A 26,632-nucleotide genomic window follows, 5' to 3' on the forward strand; every position below is an offset into this window, starting at 1 on the left:
AAATTACAACCAAACATGACAAATTTTATTAGGATGAAAAAAGCTCCTGATCGTGTATCTGGATTTGATTTGAGAAAAAAGCTGACGTTGTTTTGTGTATTAGCTTCTTTGTCTCAGGTACAGGCATACACAATTGATTATGGAAATGGAAATGAAATTCAAACGGTACAACAACAAAAAAGTATTAGCGGTCAGGTTAATGACGAAAACGGGATGCCTCTTCCCGGGGCTACCGTTTCTATCAGAGATACGAAATTAGGAACAATAACTGATTTTGACGGGAAATTTACTTTGAAGCTAAATGCTGATTCAAAGGTGTTAGTCGTGAGTTCTATCGGGTACCAAACTGTAGAATTGCAAATAGGAACTCGTTCAGAATTTAAAGTACAATTGAAACCAAGTTCGGAAGGATTAGAAGAAGTTGTTGTAGTAGGATACGGGACACAGAAAAAAGAAAGTTTGGTAAGTGCCATTACAACCATTCCAGTTGGAGAAATAAAAGGACCTACAAGTAACCTAACTACCATGATGGCGGGTAGAGTATCGGGTATGATTGCTTATCAAAGAAGTGGAGAGCCGGGATCAGATAATTCAGATTTCTTTATTCGTGGTTTAGGGTCTTTCGGAGCCGGAAAAGTAAATCCGTTAATTTTGATTGATGGAGTTGAATCTACCTCTACAGATATGGCACGCTTACAGCCAGACGATATTGATGCATTTTCGGTTTTAAAAGATGCTTCGGCAGCTTCTATTTACGGAGCTCGTGGTGCTAATGGGGTGGTTTTGATTACTACTAAATCAGGTAAGGCAGGTAAATTAAAATTTAGATTTCGTCAGGAAAATAAGGTGTCTAGTAATACCAGAAATTTCAAGTTTGCAGATAATATAACCTATATGAATTTGGCTAATGAGGCTGTTTTAACCCGTAATCCAATTGGTGTTTTACCTTATTCCCAAATTAAAATAGACAGAACTGCTGCTGGTGCTGACCCTGTCTTATATCCTAATAATAACTGGATTGATCAATTGATAAAAGATTATACGTTCAATCAGGGATATAATTTGAGTGTAAGCGGAGGTAGTGATAAAACGCAATATTATGTGGCGAGTACTTATAATATTGACAATGGAGTATTGAAAGTTGATAATTTGAATAATTTCAATAATAATATCAAATTAAGAAATTATTCCTTTAGGAGTAATGTAAATATCAGGTTAACTCCAAGTACAGAAGGGATTATTAGGTTTTATAGCCAGTTTGATGATTATACAGGTCCATTAGGGGGATATGATAATAATGGGAATTGGGTTGGTGGTGGTGCCAATATTTTTAACAAAGCCATTTGGTCTAATCCTGTAGCTTTTCCAGCTGTTTACCCTGCGGAGTTGTTGCCTTATATAGAGCATCCTTTATTTGGTGGAGCAGTAACCGGTTATGGAAGTACAACTTTGTTAACGAATCCTTATGCAGAAATGGTAAGAGGATATCAGGTAAATAAAGCTTCAACAATTCAGACTCAATTGGAATTGAAACAAGATCTTAAGGCTATTACTCCGGGTTTAAGTGCAAGAGCAATGACCTACGTTAGAAGATATTCTTTTTATAGTCTTTCAAGACAGTACAATCCTTTTTATTATAATGCCACAATTAATCCGGATACTGATGAGATATTTTTAAACTTGCTGAATCCAGGAGGAGAAGGCTCTATTGGTACTGCCGGTACAGAATATCTAAATTATAGTGAAGGTAATAAAAATCTTAGTTCGGAAATCTATCTTCAAACAGCAGTTAACTATAATAGAACCTTTAAAGACAAACATGATGTTTCAGGTATGTTAATTAATATTTTGCAAAATATTGAGTCAGGTAATCCAGGTAGTCTCCAAGCTTCATTGCCCTCCAGAAACTTTGGTCTTTCAGGACGCTTTACTTATGGATATGATAAAAGATATTTAGCAGAATTTAATTTTGGGTATAATGGTTCAGAACGTTTTGCCAAAAATAATAGATATGGTTTCTTTCCTTCATTAGCGTTAGGATATATCGTTTCTAATGAGAAATTTTTCGAGCCTTTACTTAATGTAGTGAGTAATTTAAAATTCCGAGCCAGTTATGGATGGGTTGGTAATGATCAAATAGGAAATAAGACAGATCGTTTCTTTTATTTATCAAATGTTAATTTGAATGATGGTATTTATGGAGCCAGTTTTGGAGATTTAAATGGGTATTACCGTAATGGGGTTTCTATTTCAAGATATGCAAATGATAAAATTAGCTGGGAACGTTCCAAACAAATCAATATTGGAATGGATTTGAAGTTATTCAATTCTATTGATATTATTGTAGATGCATTTAAGCAAACACGTTCTAATATTTTACAAACACGTTCTAATATTGGTTCTACTTTAGGACTTGCTGTAACACCTGCAACCAATTTTGGAGCAGCAGAAAGTAAAGGTTTGGATATGTCAATCAATTATAACAAATATTTTGGAGATAATTGGTTTACAAATTTAAGAGGGAACCTAACCTACTCAACCAGTAAAATATTAAAATATGATGAGAATTATTATCCGCCGGAATTAGATTATTTATATAGAAAAGGAAATTCGATTGCTCAAAACTATGGATACATTGCCGAAAGATTATTTGTTGATGATCAGGAAGCTGCTAATTCACCAAAACAATTTGGAGTTTATGGAGGAGGAGATATTAAATACAGAGACGTAAATGGTGATGGAGTGATTTCTGCTTTGGATAAAGTGCCAATTGGATATCCAACCTCCCCGGAAATTATTTATGGTTTTGGTGGGACATTGGGTTATAAAAAGTTTGATTTCAGTTTGTTCTTCCAGGGTTCTGCACGTTCTTCATTTTTTATAAATCCACAAAACATTTCTCCTTTTGTTACTAATGGAGGTGCTCAAAACGGATTATTGAAAGTAGTTGCTGATGATCACTGGTCTGAAGATAATAGAGACTTATATGCTTTTTGGCCAAGATTGAGTGATACTTTCGTTGAAAACAATAATCAGACTTCTACTTGGTGGATGAGAAACGGAGCATTCTTAAGACTTAAAAGCATTGAGTTAGGATATAATGTGTCTAAAGAATTTTTAGATAAGTTTAAAATTTCAAATTTGAGATTGTATGCTAATACAATGAATCCTGTGGTGTTTAGTAATTTTAAGTTATGGGATCCTGAAATGGGAGGTAATGGTTTAGGATATCCTATTCAGGTAACCTACAATTTTGGAATTTTACTTGATTTGTAATGTGTGAATATGATAAAGGCATAAAAAATAATAATCATGAAAGAAAATAAAACCATAATAAATAGATTAAGAAAATCTATTATACCAATAGCATCATCATTTATCACCTTGCTTGCTGTAGGTGCGTGTTCAAGTGATTTCTTGGATGTGATACCGGATAATGTGGCAACTATTGATAATGCTTTTAAGTTAAGAAATGAAGCAGAAAAATATTTATTTACCTGTTATTCCTATCTTCCAAAAGATGGAAGTGTCTATCACAATCCTGGATTTTTAGGAGGAGATGAAATGTGGATTCCTTATAAAACTTCTATTACCAGTGATGTATTTGAAATAGCAAGAGGTAGTCAAAGAAGAGCAAATCCTTATTTTAACGTATGGGATGGCAATTATTCAGGAGGAGGTCCTGGGGATAATTATAGATTGTTTACAGGGATACGTCACTGTAATATCTTTTTAGAAAATGTTACAGATGAATCAAAAGTTCCTGATTTAACGGCTACCGAAAGACAACGATGGATAGGAGAAGTAGAGTTCTTAAAAGCCTATTATCATTTTTATTTATTAAGGATGTATGGTCCCATCCCTCTTATGAAAACGAACATTCCTATTGATGCACCTGAAGATCAAATTAATGTTAAAAGAGAGCCTGTTGATGAATGTGTGTCTTATATAGCTGATTTATTGGACACAGCAACCGAAAAATTACCTGAAGATAATACACTTGTCCCTACAACAGAAGCAGGAAGAATAACAAAGACCATTGCTTTAAGTGTGAAGGCTAAATTATTGTTAATGGCCGCCAGTCCATTATTTAACGGTAACAATGATTTTTCAAGTTTAGTAAACAAGGATGGTGCTCCTTTATTTAATGCAACTTATGATGCTAATAAATGGAAGTTAGCTGCTGATGCTGCTTTAATAGCTATTGAATCTGCTGAGACTAATGGGAAAAGTTTATATGTTTTTCCGCAATCTCCATTTACACTTACACCAGAAACCATGATTCAAATGAGTATTCGTCAGGCGGTGTGTGAAAGATGGAATTCAGAAATTATCTGGGGAAATTCTAATAGTCAAACTTCTGATATACAAAGATTAGCTATGCCTCCGTTAGATCCGGCACACAATCATAATGATGCCAGAAAGATTTTATCTCCACCACTTAAAATGGCCAGAATGTTTTATACTAAAAACGGAGTGCCAATTAGTGAAGATAAAACATTAAATTTTTCAAATGATACCCAATTAAGAGTTGCCACAAATGCTGAGCGTTTCAATATCAAGGAAGGTTTTGTAACAGCGAGAATTAATTTTGACAGAGAGCCTCGTTTTTATGCTGATTTAAGTTTTGATGGAGGAGTTTGGTATAAATATGATAGTCCATCAAAATCAGATGATGGTACTGTTTGGGGGGTGAAAGGTAAATTTGGTGATCCAGCTGGAGCTTCACATGCTTTCCATATGAATGTAACCGGTTATTTTGTTAAGAAATTGGTAGATTGGAATCAGATTACTTATACAACCGGAGGTTCGTTTTATAAAGGATATGCCTGGCCCGAAATACGTTTGGCAGATTTGTATTTAATGTATGCCGAAGCTTTGAACGAATCAGAAGGGCCTTCTGCAACAGTATATGAGTATTTAGATCGTATTAGAGAAAGAGCCGGATTAGCGGGAGTGGTAGAATCTTGGGCTAATTTTTCTTCAATACCAACTAAGCCTTCTACACAAGCCGGACTTAGAGAAATTATTCAAAGAGAACGATTAATTGAATTAGCATTTGAAGGGCATCGTTTTTGGGATTTAAGAAGATGGAAATTAGCTACTCAAAATTTAAATGCTCCAATTACAGGTTGGAATATCAAAGGTACTGATCAGACTTCTTACTATCAGGAAGTAACTGTTTCACAACAACAGTTTATTGCTCCTAGAGATTATTTCTGGCCAATACCGGAGAGTGCAATGATTCAAAATCCAAACTTAGTTCAAAATTTAGGTTGGTAATTAAAATATATAGTTATGAATTGGAAAATAGTAAATAGAAGCATTTTTGCAACAATGATAACTTTGTTGATTATCAGTTGTGATCAAAATAATTTAGAGCCTTTAGAACATAATTCGACACCTCCCGGACAGGTTGAAAATGTTACTGTTGAGAATTTACCGGGTAAGGCTAAATTAACGTACAGCTTGCCATCAGATCAGGATTTATTATATGTGAAAGCAGAATACACTCTTGCCACTGGTCGAAAAATGGAAGTAAAATCTTCTTATTATAATAATACGCTTACAGTAGAAGGATTTGCAGATACTGATGAACATGATGTTAAATTGTATGCTGTAAATAGGAGTGAAACTGCTTCTAAACCTGTTGTTGTAACAATTAAACCATTGGAAGCAGCAATATGGGATGTTTACAGAAGTATTCAAGCAGGCTCAGCTTTTGGAGGTATTTATATCACAGGTAGTAATCTTACGCGGGAGAATCTTTCAATTTTAGTAATGCAAAAAGATGTGCAGGGAGATTGGGTTGTTAATCCTAGAAGTATTTATACTTCGACTGACGTAATTAATAAAACGGTGAGAGGATTTCAGTCTGTCGAACAGGAGTTTGCCATCACGGTGAGAGATAGATGGTTAAATACAACAGATACCCTATTTACAAGTATAACACCTTTGGAAGAATTTGCCTTGCCTAAATCAGGTTATAAGCATTTCCCTTTACCAGGTGATACAAAAACACATCCATCAGCGATTCCTTCAGGTATGTGGGACGGGAACATTATGGACTGGCCAAAAGTGTTTTTAACTGATGGAGCTGTACCGGGTCAGCATGTTGTTACAATTGATACTGGAGTATTAAAAAGGATGAGCCGCATGGTTATTTGGGATTATCCTGAATATTATAATGGTAGAACGTATTATTATACTGGAGACTTAAAGGAATTTGAAATTTGGGGCTCAGCAAATCCAAACCCAGATGGAACTCTTGATGATACCTGGATTAAATTAGGTAGTTATAATGCTGTAAAACCTTCAGGTCTTCCATTCGGGGAACAAACAGCGGAGGATTACAATACTGCTGTGGCCGGATTCAGTTGGGATTTCGATGCAACAGCGCCACCTATAAGATATCTGAGAATTATTTCTATCAAAAACTGGGGAGGAATTGGAACTATGGCAATTGGTGAAATTCAGGTTTATGGCGCTAATTAATGTTTAACGAGAAAAAACTATTGTTATGAACAAAATAAAAAAATATGTTTTTCAAACTATAATGTTGTTGCTTTTGACAGCAGGTTTGTGGTCCTGTACAAGTATGGACGATGGATATAAGGATTTTATTAAAGATGGTGAGTTATCTTATACAGGAAAAATAGATTCTTTACATATTTATGGTGGAAAAAACAGAGTGAATGTAAAAGGCTTAATCATTTCTGATCCCAAAGTGACTGAAGTGCGTGTTTTTTGGAACACAGGAAAAGATTCTGTCGTAGTGCCTGTTACCAGAACATCGGGTATTGATGTTTTGGATGTTATCATTGATGGATTAGAAGAGAATATATACAATTTTGAGGTTCGTACCTATGATAAATTAGGGAATAAATCCATTCCTGTATTTATGATTGGGAATACATATGGAGAACGTTATGAAGCTACTTTACTGGCAGATATAATGAATAGAAATATTGCAACAGGTATTAGTAATGGAGCAACACTTGTTGGAACTCTTGCAAGTCTAAATGATTTTACTAAAAATTCATCTTATTCTATTCTTACTTATACAGCTACTGATGATACGGAAAAAGAATTAATTATTCAATCTAATCAAAGTAATTATACTATTCTGGATTACAAATCGGGTACTGATATTAAGTATAAAACTGCTTATCAACCGGAAGAAGATGCAATTGATACTTTTTTTACACCAGAAAAGTCTTTTTCTACACAGACAGATGTAACAAATACTTATTTAGTTAATGCTAATTTTGAAATCAATCCAACTGGAGCCGCTTTAGGTACTATGGTTTATGATGTGCCAGGATGGACTGAAGTCCCTGTTGCAGGTACAACTAATGATTTTCAAAAGTTAGGTACTGTTCTTTATGGAAGTGTTACTGCTGGTTTAGAAACTGCTCCGTTACCAACAGCAACGGGAGGATTAGCTCTTTTAGGAGTTAAGAAACATTGGGGGCCTGCTAATCTTTATGTAGAGCAAGCGGTAAATCTTCCGGTAGGAACTTATACAATGACTTGGGAGTCATTCATGAAGATAACTACATCTAGTGCATCCAGTATGATGGGATACGAGATGGATGGTTTGGGTATTTATGACGGTTTTCCTTCCGCTACGGAAACATGGAAGAATCATAGTTTGGTATTTAAGGTTACCACACCTAAAATAGTTAAAATTAGAATGGGATATAGGAAAACTGCTAATACCGGAGGAGGTTCTAGTCCAATTCTTTTTGTAGACAATGTTAAATTACTGCATGCTAAATAATTGTGATTATTTGAGGTGATTTTGCTTATAATGTAAAGGTGATATGTATGATTCATTCATTCATAATAGATATCATATCACCTTTTACATTTTGTTTCATTTTTTTGATTAGAAAATGTGAAGTCCGTGACCTAAAAAGCTATTGTTTATAAATTATTTTTTAACCAGATTTTTCATGTATAATTGATAAATTGTACAAAAGAAAATAGTTTCAAGTATAGAGATGTACTGTTGAAGAAGATTTGGATGAAAGGTTATGTTGTTTATAATTAAAAATATTGAATCCTTAATTGTACAAATGAAGGATTTTAAAATAATATAAAATTGATAATTTGAAAGTTGTCATAATATTTATAGGACTATGAAAAAAAATAAAAAAAAATACTTGCAGCTTTTAGGTGTAATTCTGATTTCTTTTTTAACAATTAGTTGTTCAAGTGGAAGTGTTAATACCTCTGAAGGTACAAATTCAGATAGTGACCCTGTATCTGAAAAGGTATTACCACAGGTACAAACATTGGAAGTGAGTAATGTACTAAAGACATCAGCTGTTGTTAACGCCAAAATTTTAGATAAAGGAAGTGCATCCATTGCAAGAAGAGGCGTTTGCTGGAATACTTCCGGTAGTCCCACAATAGAAAATGGGGAATTTCTGAATGCTACTTCAGTAAAGGGTACCGGAGAATTTACAACAGAGTTGTCTGGACTGAATGACGGACAGACTTTTTATGTAAGGGCTTTTGCAACATCGGATGCGGGTACAGGATATGGAGAAGAAAAAATTTTTACAACTATTAGAATTCCTAAACCCATTGTTTATTTAGATGGGACATCTTTTGATAGTAAAGAAAAATTTGAGGCAGAATGGAATATGCTTTATCCTTGGGGTTCAGATCATAATGGTTCGGCTCGAATGTTTGCTGAAAATGTAAGTTTGCTAAATGGAGGAGTTCTTCAAATAAAATCAGAATGGACTAATTGGGCTTGGGAAGGATATAGTACTGCTGAACCTAAATTAAGGATTACATTTCATTCAGGGGCAATTCATGCTAAAGAGCAAATAAAAGTAACTTCCGAATTGCCTTATTGGGAAATTAGTGGTGATTTTAAAGCGCCAATTGTACCTTCTTCCTGGCCTGCTTTTTGGATAACCGGTGCCTGGAGCTGGCCTCCGGAAGTAGATATTTTAGAGTTTAAAGGAACATCAAGTACGTTACAAAACACCGTAACTGGGCCGGCTTGGAATCAAACGGTTTGGACTTCTGTTCTTACCGCAATACCGGATGCTACTACAACTTGGCACAATTATAAATTAACCATGGAAAAAGTTTCAAGCACGGATGTTTTGGTTAAAATGTATATAGACGGTTCACTTAAAACAACGGCAACAAAAGATTATGTAGGGAAACCTTTTTGGTTAATTATGAATATGCAAATGGAAGGAGCCAGTGGAACCACGACGGATAATTCTGTAGTAAGAACAACGCCTCAATATTTTCTGGGAAGAAATATTTATGTGGCAGCAACTCCAGGCGAGTAAAAAGTTATAAAATGAAAACAGGCAGCTATTCTATTGTTGCCTGTTTTTTTAAGTATTTAATTTAATAATTCCAGATGAAGTTTTTGTTTTCAGTTGTAGCGGCTTGTTGTGTTTTATTTTCCTTTTGTTTGAATGAAAATGATTCTTTCATTCCTGGAAAACCATGGAAAGATACAGATGGGATACACATTAATGCTCATGGTGGCGGAATTGTATTTATGGATGGTGTTTATTATTGGTATGGCGAACATAAAACTGCCGGACGTGGAGGGAATACGGCTCAAGAGGGTGTAAGATGTTATTCTTCAAAAGATTTATACAATTGGAAAAATGAAGGAATTGTTTTAAAGGTTGAGAAAAATCCTGATTCAGAAATAACCAAAGGATGTATTATAGAAAGACCAAAAGTTATTTTTAATAAAAAAACCAGAAAGTATGTTATGTGGTTTCATTTGGAACTGAAAAATCAGGGTTATGAAGCTGCCCGGGCTGCTGTAGCCATAAGTAATACTCCTAAAGGACCTTTTAAGTATATCAAATCGATTCGTCCTAATAAAGGAGTCTGGCCAATAAACTTTGATGCTAAATTCAAGTTGGCGCCAGCCAATGAGGAAGAATTAAAGTCCTGGACTCCGGAATGGATGACAGCTGTTAAGAACGGAATGTTGGTTCGCAGGGATTTTGATATGGGGCAAATGTCCAGAGACATGACCGTATATGTTGATGATGATGACAAAGCTTATCTTATATATTCTTCAGAAGATAATTTAACACTGCATATAGCCGAACTGAGTGATGATTATTTAAGTTTTACAGGAAAATGGACCAGAATGGAACCGGCAGGACATAATGAAGCCCCGGCTATTTTTAAAAAAGACGGAATTTATTACATGATCACTTCCGGTTGTACGGGCTGGGATCCTAATGCAGCTCGTTCGTTTCGTTCAAAATCCATTTGGGGGCCATGGAAATCATTGGGAAATCCCTGTATAGGAAAAGGGGCTTCACTTACCTTTCATTCTCAAAGTACCTTTATTTTACAGGTTCAGGGGGAAAAAGACCAATTCATTTTTATGGCCGACCGCTGGAAACCGGATAAGCCTATTGATGGAACTTATGTCTGGCTTCCTATAAAATTTAATAAAGAAAAGCCGGTTTTGAAATGGTATGACAAATGGGATTTAGATGTTTTTAGAAAAAAATAAAGAATTATGAAAAAAAGTATTGATTCATTGATGTTATTATTGCTTCTTATATGTTCTTGTTCGCCAGGAAGTTCGTCAGAAAATTCAGAAGTAGAAGAACCTGATTTTGTTGGGACGCTGGCCACTTTACAGACAAATGAAGCTGAAGATATCGCAGCCAAACAGGCTGTTATATGGGGATTTTTGACAGATAACGGAGGGACAAGTGTGTACGAACGAGGGGTGTGTTATGGAACAACGACCAATCCTACGTATGAAGGAACAAAAAATACAGCCAGTGTTACACGAGGTTCTGGTGAGTTTAAAGTAGATCTGACTAATCTGGAAGGAGGAATGGTTTATTATGCCCGGGCTTATGCAGTAAATAAAAAAGGAGTCGCTTATGGAAATCAAATCAGTTTCAAGACAAAGGAGTTAGCCTCTCCGTTATTGGTTTTAGGAACCATAAAAGTGGCCGGTGCACAGGATTTATTTTTTGATGTTGAGTTGAAAGAACAGGGTGATGTAACTATTCAGGAAATAGGATTGGTGTACAATACCGTCAAAGAACCTACTGTTGCGAATAATAAAATTGCCAGGAGTACGGTTGAGAGTAAGTTTAAACAACGTATTTCTAATTTGACGCCTGAAACCTTGTATTATATCAGACCTTATGCGGTTACATCTTCGAAGGTTTTATATGGTGAAGAATTTGTAATCAGCACGATTAAAAAAGGGAATTTTACCTATTCCTTTAATCAAAACGGTGCTGATGTTGCAACTGTAACCAGAATAAAAGCAGCATTTGATTTGGCAACAACCTATTACAATAATTTTACATCCATTGTAAAACATGTTACGGTGAATTATTCGCCGGGAACCCCTACTGCCGATGCGAATTTTAACGGTTGGATTAATATGGGTTCCAATGCAGCCTACCAAAAAGCCGGAACAGCTATGCATGAAATGGCTCACACGGTAGGAGTTGGGCAACATGCAAAATATTGGGAATTAATGTATGCGGGTACCTGGCATGGTACGAGAGCCAACGAAATACTTAAAATGATGACAAATGATGCTAATGCGGTTGTAAAAGGAGATAATACTCATTTTTGGCCTTATGGAATTAATGGTTCTTGGGAAGATGACGGTTCAGATTTCCTTTATATAATGAATGCTTTAATATTGCAAGGGATGAAAGCTGATGGATTGCCGAGTAATTAATTTTAAATAAAGATGTTGTAATCAAAGAATAAATGGAGAAATTCATTTACGCATTGCTTTTCTGGTAGACTCGTTTGAAAAACAGAGGGGAAACTGCTGTTGAAAATTTTAATTAAAGCGATAGTTTTGAATTTCATGTTTTTAGAAAAACCAAATGAACAAATTATAATTTTTAGGAACCAAAAAAACTTATTATGAAGCACATTTTTGCATTATTAATTATTATTTTTTCTGCAACATTATCGGCGCAGACAGAACAAAAACATATTCCTGTTTCAAAATCAATTGTTGGAATTTGGCGGCGAATAGACGAAAGGAAACTTGTTAATGGTGAACCTATAAAAATAGTAACAGGAGACTACAAAGTAATTAATGCTGATGGCACCTATTACACCTTTGCAACTTTGCCTTATGAAACAATAATTGTACAATATGGATCTTATGAAATAGAATCAGACAATACTTTAGTGGAGCACATCATACAGAATGTGCTCCACCCCCGTTTAAGTGGAAAAGATTCACCTATCAAATACAACTTGATAGATGAAAATACAATGACGGTGGCTTGGAGTTATAATCTTGAGGGTAATATTTGGATAAATGAAAAATGGATTCGTTTGCCTTTGGCTGTGCCAACAAGTGCCAGCGGTGTAAACTTTGTGCAACCTGGGACTCAAAAGCGTTAATTGTGATGACTTTGAGGTCTAATAAAAAACAATAACCCAAACAATATTTATCGATTTGTATATCTAAGTTGTTAAGCATTGAAGCATAAATAAGCCTTTAATTCCAAAGAATATTGGATTTATTTATGCTTTGTTTTTTATCTAGTGGCTTTGTTTGAAAAACCGGTAGGAACTGGTGTCAAAAATTGGATTTAATACATAGCTTTGAATTTCATGTTTTTAGCAAAGCGTTATAACTAGTATTCTAATTTCTGTTTTTTAATGAAATCCTTTAAATTAATCTTTTTATTATTTCTTGCTGTACCAAGCTTTCTTTTTGGGGCAGATATCCAAATCACAAATCTTAAGGTAGAAAATGCAGTAACTCCTATAGGTGTTGATGTGTCTCAGCCTGTTTTTAGTTGGCAAATGGAAACATTGAACAAAAACAGAGGCTGTTATCAAAATGCCTATCAGATTATTGTAACTAATAATTTGGGTCAAGAGGTGTGGAATACCGGGAAAGTTATAAGTGGAAAATCTATTAATATTAAATACAAAGGCGAAAATTTTAAGCCTACCACTTTGTATTACTGGACTGTGAATGTTTGGGATCAAAAAGGGAAAAAGCATTCTGAAAAGTCGTGGTTTGAAACGGGTTTGTTGAACCATAAAACGGTAACTAATAGTGATTCTGATAAAGAAACTACAGCCTGGTTCGGAGCAAAATGGATTGGTGGTAATGCTAATGATATGGTTTTGTATTCTCAGTATTTACCCGTTTTTGCTGTTAATTGTACCATTCAGTTGGATAAAAACTCACAGTCCACCCAAGCAGCATTTGTTTACGGAGGGAACGATTCTCGTTTATTGGATAAAAATAAAAATTTATACCAATTAGAAAATAAAAAAGGCAGTAGTTATATTAAAGTAGAGTTAGATATTACTTCGATTAATTCAGATGGAAATGCAAAACTGAATGTGTATCGCGTAGGGTACCATCCAGATGATAAGAAAGGTGTGCCTTTTAAAAGTTTTCAAATACCAAATTCGATTATTAACAACAAAAATAAATATGAAGCTCATAAAATTTTGATTCAAACGAATCTTGGGGTTACAAAAATTTATATTGACGGAGATACAAAAGAAAATCAGATTGCTGATTTTAACCTTAATCCATTGGGATCGGGAGGCGATTTTATAGCTTTTCCAGTAGTTGGAGATATTGGTTTTTCAATATCGAAGGGACAAAAGGCAAGGTTTTCGGAATTTCAAATTAAAAATTACCGAAGTCCTTCAAATGTAATTTTTTCTGAAAATGCAAGAATTCCAAGTTTGTTTTCTGGATTTGAAGGGCTAACGATTAAAGACGGAGTATATTCTTTATCAGGAGGAAATTCGGATGCTTTTATCTTGGCAAATCCAACTAGGAATTCCATGCCGATGTTGCGCACTACATTTGATGTAGTCTCATCTAAAATAAGTAAAGCCCGATTGTATGTTACTGCCCGAGGAATTTATGAGGTTTATATGAACGGTAAAAAAATAGGAGATGATTATTTTAATCCGGGATTAACACAATACAATAAAACCCATTTGTATCAAACCTTTGATGTGACGGAAAATGTTCAGCAAGGAACCAATGTGTTGGGAGCAATTCTGGGCGAAGGCTGGTGGAGTGGAGGTAGTACATTTATGGGTGAAAACTGGAATTTCTTTGGTGATCGTCAGTCTTTGTTAGCCAAACTGGTAGTTACTTATGCCGATGGCAGTGAAAAAATCATCACGAGTAATCCTGATGCGTGGAAGTATTTTAATGATGGTCCTGTAAAATATAGTAGCTTTTTTCAGGGTGAAGTTTATGATGCAGCAAAAGAAAAAGCAATTGAAGGTTGGAGTGCAGCCGGATATGATGCGTCCAACTGGCATCAGGCGGAAGCTATAGGAACTAATGGATTTGTAAGTTCAGAAGGAACGGCGAATTTGCCCAACTTTAACAATTTTACCGACGCTCAATTAATAGGGCAATTTGGTACTACGGTCAAACCAATTAAAGAATTAACAGCTCAATCGGTTATCGAAGTTCGTCCGGGCGTATTTGTTTATGATATGGGACAAAACATGGTAGGCGTTCCGAAAATTATCCTGAACAATACAGAGAAAGGAAAAACAATCACATTGCGTTATGCCGAAGTTTTGTATCCTAATTTACCTGAATACAAAGGTAACGAAGATATGCTGATGCTTGAAAATGTCAGGGCAGCTATGTCACAGGATATTTATGTAACGAAAGGTGGTAATGAAACCATAGCACCCCGATTTACATTTCATGGATACCGTTATATCGAAATCACAGGAATAGAAAAACCGCTACCCTTAGCTAATGTTAAGGGAAAAGTATTAAGTTCCATACAACAATTGTCTTCTCATTACGAAACTTCCAATCCTTTGGTCAATAAATTATGGGAAAATATTACCTGGTCTATGAGAGGAAATTTTTTATCGATACCAACCGATTGTCCTCAGCGTAACGAACGCCTGGGATGGAGTGGCGATATTTCAGTTTTCTCCCGAACTGCTGTTCATTTATCCGATGTGAAGCAATTTCTGAAACGACACATGCTCGCTATGAGAGATATCCAAAGAGAAGACGGGAGATTTCCGGATGTAGCTCCCATAGGTGTTGGATTTGGTGAAACCATGTGGGGAAGTGCCGGAATTACAGTTGCCTGGGAAAATTACCTGCAATATGGCGATGTGAGTTTGTTAGAAGAGCACTATGATGCGATGAAAAATTACATGAACTATCTTATAGCTGATATTGATCCTAAAACTAATGTTTTTAAAGAAAAAGAAAGAAATACATGGGGTTCTTTAGGCGATTGGTTGAGTTTAGAAGATGCTAAAAATGAAAAAACACTATTCTGGGAAGCCTATTTAATCTATGATTTAGAAATCATGACCAAGGTGGCAACGATATTAGATAAAAAAGAAGACCGAGAATATTTTTCTAAATATTATAAAGAACGAAAAGACTTTTTCAATACAACCTACATTGATAAAACAACAGGAAAAACTTCTTTCAGGGGTAAAATAATTGATACACAAACGTCTTATGTGTTGCCTTTTGTTTTTGCTGTTTTGGATAAACAGAATACAGATCTGGCTATAAAACCTTTTGTAGCTTCCATAAAAAGAGAAAATAAAACAGAGCAAGGAGTTGTTTGTCCGCCCTATTCATTGATGACCGGATTTATTGGTACGGCGTGGATCAATAAAGCGCTTTCTGATAATGGTTATTCTGATGTAGCTTATCAATTGTTGCAGCAAACTTCATATCCATCGTGGTTGTATCCGGTAACTCAGGGAGCGACAACTATTTGGGAACGCTTAAATTCCTACACGCACAAAGATGGATTTGGAGGAAATAATCGAATGAATTCGTTTAATCATTACGCCTTTGGAGCGGTAGGAGCGTGGATGTATAATTACTCATTAGGAATTGTAAGAGACGATGATTCACCGGGATTTAAGCATTTTGTTTTGCAACCGGAACCGGATGTTACGGGACAAATGACATTTGCTAATGGCTATTACGATTCGATGTACGGACGAATTGAAAGCAGTTGGGAAACAAAAAACGGTAAATATGAGTTCCGTTTTGTAGTTCCCGCAAATACCAATGCGACACTTTACTTACCGGCTTTAAAAGAAAGTGACGTAAAAATAAATGGTAAAAAGAACGGAATACAGTTTTTGAATATAAAAAACAACAAGGCTATTTTTAAACTGGAATCCGGAGAATACCGTTTCGAAACAGTTATAGCCAATTAAAATAAATACAAGAAAAAAATGATGAAAAATATACAATTTGTAGCGTCTTTGTTTTTACTTAGTTTCTTAACGGTGAATGGTGTTTGGGCTCAGACGAAAAAGAAAGTTGGTTTTGAAAGAAATCAAAAGTTCAATGCCGATTGGAAATTTGCATTAGGAGATTCAGATGAGAATAGTTTGGTGAATTTTGATGATAGTCGTTGGAGGAAATTAGATTTGCCCCACGATTGGAGTATTGAGGGAAAATCAGAACGAAATAATCCAAGTGCAGGTGATGGTGGTTTTTATCCAATGGGAACGGGATGGTACAGAAAAACATTTTCAGTACCTGCTGAATGGAAAAACAAAAAAACAGCCATCTATTTTGAAGGCGTTTACATGAATGCGGAAGTTTTTATTAATGGAAAATCAGTAGGAATGCAGCCTTATGGCTATACTTCTTTTGAGTATGATTTGACTCCATATTTAAAATTTGGACAGCAAAACACTATTGCTGTGAAAGTCGATAATTCACAACAAAAAAATTGCAGATGGTATAGCGGTTCCGGGGTTTATCGCAATGTATGGTTGAAAGTCAAAAATCCAATTCACATAAAAACTTGGGGAGTTGCAATAACGACTCCAAAAGTGACTAATGAAAAAGCTGTAGTTGAGGTTAAAACTATGGTAAAAAATGAAACAGAAACTTTGCAAACAATGACTGTTTCAACAACGATTTCTATAAAAAAAGTAAATGGTTCTAATACTATTTCGATGAGTACCGATAATGGCGTTGGGATTGATTTAAAAGCTGGTGAAGAAAAAGAAATTGTACAAAATATAGAAATTGAGAAACCAATATTGTGGTCGCCGGAAACACCAGATCTTTATGAAGCAGAAGTTCAAATTATAAAAGTTGGAGAAATAAAAGCTGGTGATGAACCAATAGATGTGGTTACTAAAAATTTTGGGATCAGAACAATTGAATTCAGTGCAGAAAACGGATTTGTATTAAATGGTAAAAAAGTGCTGTTAAACGGAGGTTGTGTCCATCATGATAACGGTGCTTTGGGTGCTGCGGCTTATGACCGTGCTGAAGTGAGAAAAGTGGAATTGCTTAAAAAAGCGGGTTTTAATGCAGTAAGAACTTCTCACAATCCACCTTCGGAAGCTTTTCTGGATGCCTGTGACCAATTAGGAATGTTGGTAATAGATGAAGCTTTTGACGGTTGGAAAGAAAAGAAAACCACCTATGATTATGCCGGTATTTTTGACAAATGGTGGAAACATGATGTAGAATCGATGGTTTTTAGGGATAGAAATCATCCTTCAATTATTATGTGGAGCATTGGTAATGAAATTATTGAAAGAAAAGAACCGCAGGCTGTTGAAACGGCAAAGATGTTGGCTAATGCTGTTCGGGATATAGATGCAACCCGCCCGGTAACTTCGGCAATGACTACTTGGGATAATTCTTGGGATATTTTCGATCCTTTAATGGCAGCTCATGATGTGGCGGGTTATAATTATCAATTGCATCGTGCCGAATCCGATCATGCCCGAGTTCCGTCGAGAATAATTGTACAAACGGAATCTTATCCTAAAGATGCTTTCGCAAACTGGAATCTGGTTCAAAAACACAGTTATATCATTGGTGATTTTGTGTGGACAGCTATGGATTATTTAGGCGAATCAGGTATTGGCCGTTATGTGTATCCGGGAGAACCGGCCGGGGAACATTGGGAAGGAAATTTATATCCCTGGCATGGCGCTTATTGTGGCGATGTGGATTTAACAGGGTGGAGAAAACCCATTTCTCATTATCGAAGTATGTTGTATAATGATACGGAGAAATTGTATATGGCTGTTCGCGAACCTAACCCGGAAAGTGGGGCAATTAAACTGACTTCCTGGGCAGTTTGGCCAACTTGGGAAAGTTGGACCTGGCCTGATCATGAAGGAAAAAATATCGAAGTGGAGGTTTATTCGAAATATCCAAAAGTGAGACTGTATCTGAATAATAAAGTTATTGGTGAAAAAGAGACAGGATTGAAACAGGAATTTAAAGCGACTTTTACTCTTCCTTATGCTGCCGGAGTATTAAAAGCCGTAGGTTTAGAAAATAATAAGGAAGTAGAAACAACAACATTAAAAACAGCAAAGTCGGCTGCAAAAATCAAATTAACTGCCGATAGAAAAGAAATAGCAGCAAACGGTCAGGATTTATCGTATATAAGTGTTGAACTTACGGATGTTGACGGAATTTTGAATCCAAATGCGGAAAACCAACTTACATTCACTGTTTCGGGACCAGCTGTTATTGTAGCAGTTGATAATGCTAACTTAAAAGATACTGATTTATATATTTCCAATACCAGAAAAGCATGGAAAGGAAAAGCGCAGCTTGTTGTTAAAAGCACAAAAGAAGCGGGAGAGATTATAGTTAAAGTAAGTTCGTCTGATTTGAAGGACAGCACTATTAAAATACTGTCAACCAATAAAAATAGATAACCAAACCATTTGAACATGAATAAATCCAGTCTTTTATTTTTAACTGTTTTTTTTAGTACTTTTTTGTTTGCACAAAAAAAAGAAAGCAATAATAATGTATTTCAAATTGTAAATCCGGATTATAAACGGAGTCCTTATACCGGAATGACTAAGCAGCACTGGAAAGATGCGGCCATGTACCTGCTCGAAGGTGCTTTTAGTTATGTACATTCTTTAGATGATCCGATGAGATTTCCCAAACAGGAAGGAAAAAGTTATCCGGTAAATGAAAGTCAGGTTCCAACAGAAAAGCTAGAAGGACTTTGTCGTACATTGTTTGTGGCTTCACCCTTATTGAAAGAAAATCCAGAATTGATTATTAATAATATAAAAGTAGCTGATTACTATCGTTACCAGATCCAAAAATTATCTGATCCCTCCAGTGCTTCTTATATCGAGCCACGACCTAAAAACGGAGGGCCTAATCAAAAATTAGTCGAATTTGGAGCATTAGCAGTTTCTATGCTTACAAATCCTGAAGTTTTGTGGAATCCGTTATCACAGGAGCAAAAAGATAAACTGGCAAAAACGATGTTGAGTTTTGGAGACGGACCAACTGTAGATTCCAACTGGAAGTTTTTTAACATTTTTGTATTAAGTTTTTTCAAAGAACAAGGCTATGTTGTCAATGAGAAATTACTTGTGGAGTATTTGCAAAAATCTCTTAAAGCTTATAGAGGCAATGGCTGGTACAATGATAGTCCGGCCTACGATTATTATAGTATGTGGGCATTCCAGATGTATGGGATGATTTGGTCGGAGTATTTTGGGAAGACACATTATCCGGAGATTGCTGCTCAGTTTGAACAAAATTTTAGCGATTTGAAATACAATTATCCTAATTTATTCAGTAAAAATGGGGAAATGATTATGTGGGGCAGAAGTATCAGTTACAGAACCGGTGCGATTATTCCTTTTCCACTAATGGGTTTTCAAAATGACCCAAATACTAATTTTGGTTGGATGCGTCGCATAGCTTCAGGCGTCATTAAACAATTTTTTACCCATCCCGATTTTATGAAAGACAACGTTCCTGCTTTAGGTTTTTACGGAGCTTTTGAACCTGCTGTTCAAATCTACAGTTGTCGGGGTAGTGTGTATTGGATGGGAAAAGCTTTTTTAGGTTTGTTGGTTCCGGATAACAATCCTTTTTGGACGGCTAAAGAGAATAATGGGGATTGGGAAAATAAATTTCAAAATGATAAAGTGTACAATAAATACCAAGGGGATTCTCAGATTTTAATTACTGATTATCCCAATATAGGCGCTTCGGAAGTGAGAGCCTGGTGCCATGAAAAGGTGAAAAACGACTGGCAAAAATTCCGTTCTACCGAAAATTATAATCGTTTGTCTTATAATAGTGCTTTTCCCTGGCAAGCAGATGGAGCTAATGGTGAAGTGGCGATGAATTATGTAGTCAAAAATAAAGATAATAATTGGGAAGCCTTTAGATTATACACTTTTAAGAAATTTGAAAACGAAGTCTATTACCGTGATGTAGTTTTAGAAACAGATGAGAATATTAAATTCAGTCTGGCTGATATTCCTTTGGCAAATGGCATTTTAAGAGTAGACAAGAATAATTCGGATAAAGCTATATCAATGCGTTTGGGGCATTATGCTTTGCCTAAATTGAATAAAGAAATTAGTGTTGTAAAAAGAAAAATAAAAGGGCACGAAGTAACCATTATTGATAATGGTAAATACCAATTAGCGATGGTTTCTCTATTAGGTTGGGAAAAATCCGAAGTTGTTAAAGCGCAAGGTTTGCATCCGGAAAGCAATGAAAGTTCGGTGATTAATCTTGTAGCAAATGCTATTCCTAATGATAAAGTATCTACTATTTATGCGACTTTAATGCTTTGGAAGAAATCTGGTGAAAAATGGAGTAAGAAAGAATTGCTTCCGGTGAAAAGTATTGAAACTAATTATTCCGGAGTGGTTATTAAGTTTACTGATGGGACAACTAAGTTGGTGAACTTTAACTAAAAGTTAATTTTTTATCTAGTGGCTAATTTTAAAAACTGGTAGGTAGTGGTATAGTTTAATGCGGTTTATTTCTATTTTTGCGTTCTCAACCAATTAATAAAAATAAACCATAATTTATGTCTGTGTCTGAAAATAATTCTGCTAAATTTTACGAATTAACTAATGCAAAAGGATCAGTAGCTAAAGTAATTCTTTATGGAGCTACCTTGACTTCTTTAAAAATACCAACCAAAAATAATCAATTAATTGATGTGGTTTTAGGGTTTGATACGGTGGAAGGCTACGAAAAATCTTTTCAACTGGAAGGAAAACCTTATTTAGGTGCTACTGTGGGACGTTATGCGGGTAGAATTAGCGAAGGTAAATTTGAACTAAACGGAAAATCGTATCAATTAGCCATTAACAATGGGATTAATTCTTTACACGGCGGAATTGATAACTTTAGCCAAAAAATATGGAATGTAGAAGCAGTGAATGAAGGCGAAAATCCTTCAATTACCTTAAGTTACGTAAGTGCTGCCGGAGAAGAAAATTATCCGGGCGAATTATCAGTTAGTTTGTCGTATACTTTGACGGAAGAAAACGAATTGATTCTGGATTATAAAGCCACTACTACCGAAGATACAGTAATCAACTTAACACATCACAGCTATTTTAATTTGGACGGACATCAATCAGATGTAAGCAATCAGGATTTGGTGGTGCATGCGCAAAAAGTAGTAGAAACGAGAGAAGACTGTATTCCAACGGGAAATATTCTGGAAGTGGCTAATACGGTTTTTGATTACAGAACAGCTAAAAAATGTCCGGCAATTATCGACAACACTTTTGTAGTTGAGAACAATGACGAAGTAAAAGCGACGCTGTTTAGTCCAAAGACCAATTTAAAAATGGACGTTTACACCGATCAGCCGGGAGTACATATTTATGTGGGCGGAAATTGTGGTCCGGATTTAAAAGGAAAAGAAAATGCAAGTTACCACGCTTTAAGCGGAATTTGTTTTGAAACACAAAATTTCCCTGATGCACCCAATCATCCTAATTTTCCAAGTGCCGTTTTGAAAAAAGGCGATGTTTACACTCAAAAAACTACTTATAAATTCGAAGCTCTGTAAAGAGTTTTTATCAAAATAATATAACACTATACCAATTTTTAACTAATGAATGATATTTTAATTAACAAAACGGCGGCTTCTTTTAAAGAAATCTTTGGTAATGAGCCGGATAAAATAGTGCTTTCTCCTGGAAGGATTAATATTATCGGAGAACATATTGATTATAATGACGGATATGTTTTGCCGGCGGCTATCGATAAAATTATTTGCTTTGCTTTTGCAAAAAACAATAGCAATACTTCCAGAGTAGTAGCTTTAGACCTGAATGATGAGTTTGAAATTGATGTTACGGCTGAGGTAAGTTTAGACAAAAACGAATGGACAAACTACATCAGAGGAATTATCAATCAGTTAAAAATGAACGGATTCCAGTTTGAAGGGGTAAACTGTGTTTTCAGCAGTAATATTCCTGTGGGTTCAGGTTTGTCTTCATCGGCGGCTTTAGAATGTGGTTTCTTATTCGGTATGAACGATTTGTTTAATTTGAATATTAAACCAATCGATATTGCTTTGTTAGGACAAAAATCAGAACATTGGGTGGGAATCAAATGCGGAATTATGGATCAGTTCTCCAGCGTTATGGGGCAGGAAAACAAAGTGATCAAGATTGATTGCCGCACTTTAGAGTATACCTATCACGATGCTAATTTTGCTGATTATTCGTTGATTTTGTTTGATTCAAATGTGAAGCATTCGCTAATGACTTCGGCTTACAACGAAAGAAGACAGCAATGTGAAGAAGGAATTGCTATTGTAAAAGCTAATTTCCCTGAGATAAAAAGTTTTAGAGATTGTACAGAGCAAACCATTATTGATTTGAAAGACAAAATGAGTCATGACGTTTTCAGACGTTCTCTTTTTGTAGTAAAAGAAATCAACCGTGTGATTCAGGCTTGTGAAGCTTTGGATAATGGAAAAATTGAATTGTTGGGAGAGTTAATGTTTGCTACACACGACGGTTTGTCTAAAGATTACGAAGTGAGCTGCGAAGAATTGGATTTATTAGTAGATTTGGCTAAGGAAGAAGCGGCAGTTATTGGTTCCCGATTAATGGGAGGCGGTTTCGGAGGCTGTACAATTAACTTAGTTAAAAAAGGACACGAACAGGAAATTAAAGATAAATTTTCAAAATTATATACCGAAGCTTTCGGAATCGAATTGAAAATTTACGACGTTAAAGTAAGTAACGGAACATCACTATACACTAAATAATGAGCATGAGAAAGTTTGATATTAATGAAGATCCGCACAGAAGGTACAATCCTTTGATTAACGAATGGGTTTTGGTTTCGCCACACCGTTCAAAAAGGCCATGGCAAGGGCAAAAAGAAGCGGTAAATACGGTTGCTTTACCAGAATATGACCCTGAATGTTATTTATGTGCCGGAAATGTTCGCGCTAATGGCGAAGTAAATCCGCCTTATGAAAGCAGTTTTGTTTTCGAAAATGACTTTGCAGCCTTAAAGCAAGACCCAATTGCTTTTGACGGAAATGCAGAAGGAAGTTTTTTTAAAGCACAACCGGAAAGAGGAATTTCGAGAGTGGTTTGTTTTTCACCAAGACACGATTTGACTTTACCGGAAATGGATGTGGACGGTATTGTGAATATTATTCATACCTGGCAAAAAGAATACACTACTTTAGGAAGTGTAGATTACATCAATCACGTACAGATTTTTGAAAACAAAGGGAGTGTAATGGGATGTAGTAACCCGCATCCACACGGACAAATCTGGGCGCAATCTTCATTGCCAACTCAGGTTCAAAAAACACAGGATAATTTAAAAGCTTATTTTGATAAAAATGGAACAAATTTGTTGCAGGATTATCTAAATGAAGAATTGAAAGTAAAAGAGCGTGTTGTAGTTGAAAACGATCATTTTGCTGCTATCGTTCCTTTTTGGGCCATCTGGCCTTACGAAACGATGATTATCAGCAAACGTCATATTACTAAAATTACTGATTTTACAGAGGATGAGGTAGCTGCTTTTGCTGAAGTTTTGAAAAAACTAACAACAAAGTATGATAATCTTTTCGAAACATCTTTCCCATATTCATCAGGAATTCACCAGGCTCCAACAGATGGTGAGGAGCATCCGGAATGGCAATTTCACATGCATTTCTATCCGCCTTTGTTACGTTCGGCTTCTGTGAAAAAATTCATGGTAGGTTACGAAATGATGGGAGAATCTCAAAGAGACATTACACCGGAGAAAAGTGCCGAAATGTTGCGAAACTTATCCGAGGTACATTATAAACAAAACAGTTAGACTGTTATTTAAATAAAACAAATTATGAAAATACTAGTTACGGGAGGTTTAGGTTTCATAGGTTCGCATACGGTAGTCGAATTGCAAAATGAAGGTTTTGAGGTGGTTGTTATTGACAATTTATCAAACTCATCTGAAGACGTTTTAAAAGGGATTGAAGCAATTACCGGTAAAAAACCACTTTTTGAAAAACTGGATTTAAGAGATAAAGCAGCTGTTCAGGATTTTTTCAAAAAACATGCTGATGTAAATGGAGTGATTCATTTTGCGGCTTCTAAGGCTGTTGGTGAAAGCGTTGGTAATCCTTTGTTGTATTACGAGAACAATATTAGTGCCCTTGTATATATATTGCAGGAATTAGAGAAAAAGGAAAATGCTAATTTTATTTTCAGTTCTTCCTGTACGGTCTATGGTCAGGCCAAAACAATGCCTATCAATGAAGGTTCAGAAGTACAGCCAGCTATGTCTCCTTATGGAAACACCAAACAAATAGGAGAGGAAATCATCACTGATGTGGCTAAGGTAAGTGGAATCAACGCTATTTTGTTGCGTTATTTCAACCCAATCGGGGCACATCCTTCTGCTGAAATTGGCGAATTGCCTTTAGGAATTCCACAAAATTTAGTGCCATTCATTACCCAAACAGGAATTGGATTGCGTAAAGAATTACTGGTTTATGGCAATGACTACCCTACACCAGATGGAACCTGTATTCGTGATTATATTCATGTTGTTGATTTGGCAAAAGCGCATGTGGTGGCTTTGCAACGCTTATTGAATAAAAAGAATCAGGACAAAGTAGAAACTTTTAACCTTGGAACAGGAGTAGGAAGTTCTGTTTTAGAAGTTATCAACGCTTTCGAAAAAGTAAGTGGTAAAAAATTAGCGTATCGAATTGTAGACAGGAGAGAAGGTGATGTGACTTTGGCGTATGCCGATACCACAAAAGCCAATGATGTTTTGGGTTGGAAAACCCAATCTACTTTAGAACAAGCAATGGAAAGCGCCTGGAAATGGGAACAAAAAATCAGAAGTTAAGGCTATTAACCAATATGAGTATCCGTTTCTTATACTAATTATTGAGAATGGCACACAATCCCGATAGCTATCGGGACTGATTTTAACGGATTTTCGCAGATTATAATTTACAAAAGCAGATAAAAAATCCGTTTTTATCTGTTCAATCGGTATCATCCGTGGTCTATTTCTTTATTGAGTCCGCTTAGCGGACAGTGATATTAACTAATTATTAATTTTAAATAATAACTCTTATGAGCTCAAGTCTCGAATTTGCAGATTATGCAGTATTTATAATTTACTTTCTAATTGTATCGGTTTACGGATACATTGTTTACCGCAAGCGTGAACAAAACGAACACGATGCTAAGGCGTATTTCTTAGCCGAAGGAACATTGACCTGGTGGGCCATTGGAGCTTCGTTAATTGCTTCTAACATTTCAGCGGAGCAGTTTATCGGAATGAGTGGGGAAGGATTCTTCTTAGGAATTGCCGTTGCTGCTTACGAATGGATTGCAGCAATTGCTTTGATTATCATTGCGATTTGGTTTATTCCTGTTTATTTGAAAAATAAGATTTACACCATGCCTCAATTCTTAACCACTCGTTATAATGAAACGACGGCTTTGATTATGGCGGTTTTCTGGTTGTTCTTGTATGTTTTTGTAAACTTAACTTCTATTTTATACTTAGGAGCTGTTGCTATTAACGGATTGGCCGGAGGAGATTACCTTCATGTAATCATGTTAGGATTGGCTGTTTTTGCTTTGATTATCTCTTTGGGAGGGATGAAAGTGGTAGCTTATACCGATGTTATTCAGGTTGCTGTATTGATTATTGGAGGTTTAGTAACTTCTTATATTGCATTAACAACCGTAGGAGAATATTTTGGTGTTGGAAAAGATGCCATTGCCGGATTCAATGTTTTGATGCAGGAAGCTCCGGAGCATTTTAAAATGATTATCCCAAGACCGACAGCGACTTCTACGCAATTAGAAATTGATAAATATTTGACATTCCCTGGAGTTTTATCATATTTGGCAGGTATTTGGATTATCAACCTGAACTATTGGGGATGTAACCAATACATCACACAAAGAGCTTTGGGAGCTGATTTACAAACAGCCCGTACAGGTATTTTATTTGCAGGATTATTAAAATTATTAATGCCTGTAATTGTAATGTTACCAGGTATTGCGGCTTATGTTTTATACCAAGGAGGACATTTACCACAATTAGTTGGAGGAAAAGACGGAGCTTACTCAGCGATGTTAACTTTCTTGCCTACAGGTTTAAAGGGACTTTCGGTTGCGGCTTTAACAGCAGCTATCGTAGCTTCTTTAGCTGGAAAAGTAAACAGTATTTCTACAATTTATACCTTAGATGTACATAAAAAATACATTCAAAAAAATGCCGGAGAAAGACAACAGGTAAACATTGGTCGTTTGGCTGTATTTGCTTCAATGGTTTTAGCGGTAATGT

General features: G+C 35.7%; 16 protein-coding genes. All 16 read left to right on the forward strand.

What is annotated here, in order from left to right:
- Window positions 1–15 precede the first annotated feature (15 nt).
- The gene (locus H599_RS19620) at window positions 16–3,276 is read left to right on the forward strand and encodes a SusC/RagA family TonB-linked outer membrane protein (protein ID WP_245600517.1); all 3,261 of its coding nucleotides are present in this window, start codon (window positions 16–18) and stop codon (window positions 3,274–3,276) included.
- A 36-nt stretch (window positions 3,277–3,312) separates the two neighbouring features.
- Window positions 3,313–5,283 (forward strand): RagB/SusD family nutrient uptake outer membrane protein, encoded by a 1,971-nt coding sequence (locus H599_RS0112015; protein ID WP_051590731.1) that lies wholly within the window; start codon window positions 3,313–3,315, stop codon window positions 5,281–5,283.
- A 15-nt stretch (window positions 5,284–5,298) separates the two neighbouring features.
- Window positions 5,299–6,495 (forward strand): DUF4959 domain-containing protein, encoded by a 1,197-nt coding sequence (locus tag H599_RS0112020; protein WP_026714366.1) that lies wholly within the window; start codon window positions 5,299–5,301, stop codon window positions 6,493–6,495.
- Window positions 6,496–6,520: 25 nt separating this feature from the next.
- Window positions 6,521–7,783 (forward strand): DUF4998 domain-containing protein, encoded by a 1,263-nt coding sequence (locus H599_RS20335; protein WP_081810557.1) that lies wholly within the window; start codon window positions 6,521–6,523, stop codon window positions 7,781–7,783.
- 361 nt (window positions 7,784–8,144) lie between these two features.
- Complete coding sequence (locus tag H599_RS20340) at window positions 8,145–9,323, forward strand: glycoside hydrolase family 16 protein (RefSeq protein ID WP_051590733.1); 1,179 nt, start codon at window positions 8,145–8,147, stop codon at window positions 9,321–9,323.
- Window positions 9,324–9,397: 74 nt separating this feature from the next.
- The gene (locus tag H599_RS0112035) at window positions 9,398–10,528 is read left to right on the forward strand and encodes a glycoside hydrolase family 43 protein (protein ID WP_026714367.1); all 1,131 of its coding nucleotides are present in this window, start codon (window positions 9,398–9,400) and stop codon (window positions 10,526–10,528) included.
- A gap of 6 nt (window positions 10,529–10,534) precedes the next feature.
- The gene (locus H599_RS20345; protein WP_051590734.1) at window positions 10,535–11,731 is read left to right on the forward strand and encodes a hypothetical protein; all 1,197 of its coding nucleotides are present in this window, start codon (window positions 10,535–10,537) and stop codon (window positions 11,729–11,731) included.
- A gap of 194 nt (window positions 11,732–11,925) precedes the next feature.
- Window positions 11,926–12,417, forward strand: a complete 492-nt coding sequence (locus H599_RS0112045; protein WP_026714368.1) for a DUF4488 domain-containing protein — start codon at window positions 11,926–11,928, stop codon at window positions 12,415–12,417.
- A gap of 261 nt (window positions 12,418–12,678) precedes the next feature.
- A complete protein-coding gene (locus H599_RS0112050; RefSeq protein ID WP_026714369.1) occupies window positions 12,679–16,230 on the forward strand; it encodes a family 78 glycoside hydrolase catalytic domain in 3,552 nt (1,183 codons plus the stop codon).
- 18 nt (window positions 16,231–16,248) lie between these two features.
- Entirely contained in the window at window positions 16,249–18,720 is a 2,472-nt protein-coding gene (locus H599_RS0112055; protein ID WP_026714370.1) for a sugar-binding domain-containing protein, read from the forward strand.
- Window positions 18,721–18,735: 15 nt separating this feature from the next.
- Complete coding sequence (locus H599_RS0112060) at window positions 18,736–20,748, forward strand: DUF2264 domain-containing protein (RefSeq protein WP_026714371.1); 2,013 nt, start codon at window positions 18,736–18,738, stop codon at window positions 20,746–20,748.
- Between the two features lie 116 nt (window positions 20,749–20,864).
- The gene (locus tag H599_RS0112065) at window positions 20,865–21,863 is read left to right on the forward strand and encodes an aldose epimerase family protein (RefSeq protein ID WP_026714372.1); all 999 of its coding nucleotides are present in this window, start codon (window positions 20,865–20,867) and stop codon (window positions 21,861–21,863) included.
- A 45-nt stretch (window positions 21,864–21,908) separates the two neighbouring features.
- Window positions 21,909–23,075, forward strand: coding sequence for a galactokinase (gene galK / locus H599_RS0112070; protein ID WP_026714373.1), 1,167 nt, complete (start codon window positions 21,909–21,911; stop codon window positions 23,073–23,075).
- Window positions 23,076–23,080: 5 nt separating this feature from the next.
- Window positions 23,081–24,133 (forward strand): UDP-glucose--hexose-1-phosphate uridylyltransferase, encoded by a 1,053-nt coding sequence (locus H599_RS0112075; protein WP_026714374.1) that lies wholly within the window; start codon window positions 23,081–23,083, stop codon window positions 24,131–24,133.
- A 24-nt stretch (window positions 24,134–24,157) separates the two neighbouring features.
- Window positions 24,158–25,171, forward strand: a complete 1,014-nt coding sequence (galE, locus tag H599_RS0112080; RefSeq protein WP_026714375.1) for a UDP-glucose 4-epimerase GalE — start codon at window positions 24,158–24,160, stop codon at window positions 25,169–25,171.
- Window positions 25,172–25,404: 233 nt separating this feature from the next.
- A partial coding sequence (locus H599_RS0112085) for a sodium:solute symporter family transporter (protein WP_026714376.1) occupies window positions 25,405–26,632 on the forward strand: 1,228 nt, incomplete at its 3' end.

The organism is Flavobacterium daejeonense DSM 17708 (genome assembly GCF_000425425.1).
Lineage (GTDB): Bacteria > Bacteroidota > Bacteroidia > Flavobacteriales > Flavobacteriaceae > Flavobacterium > Flavobacterium daejeonense.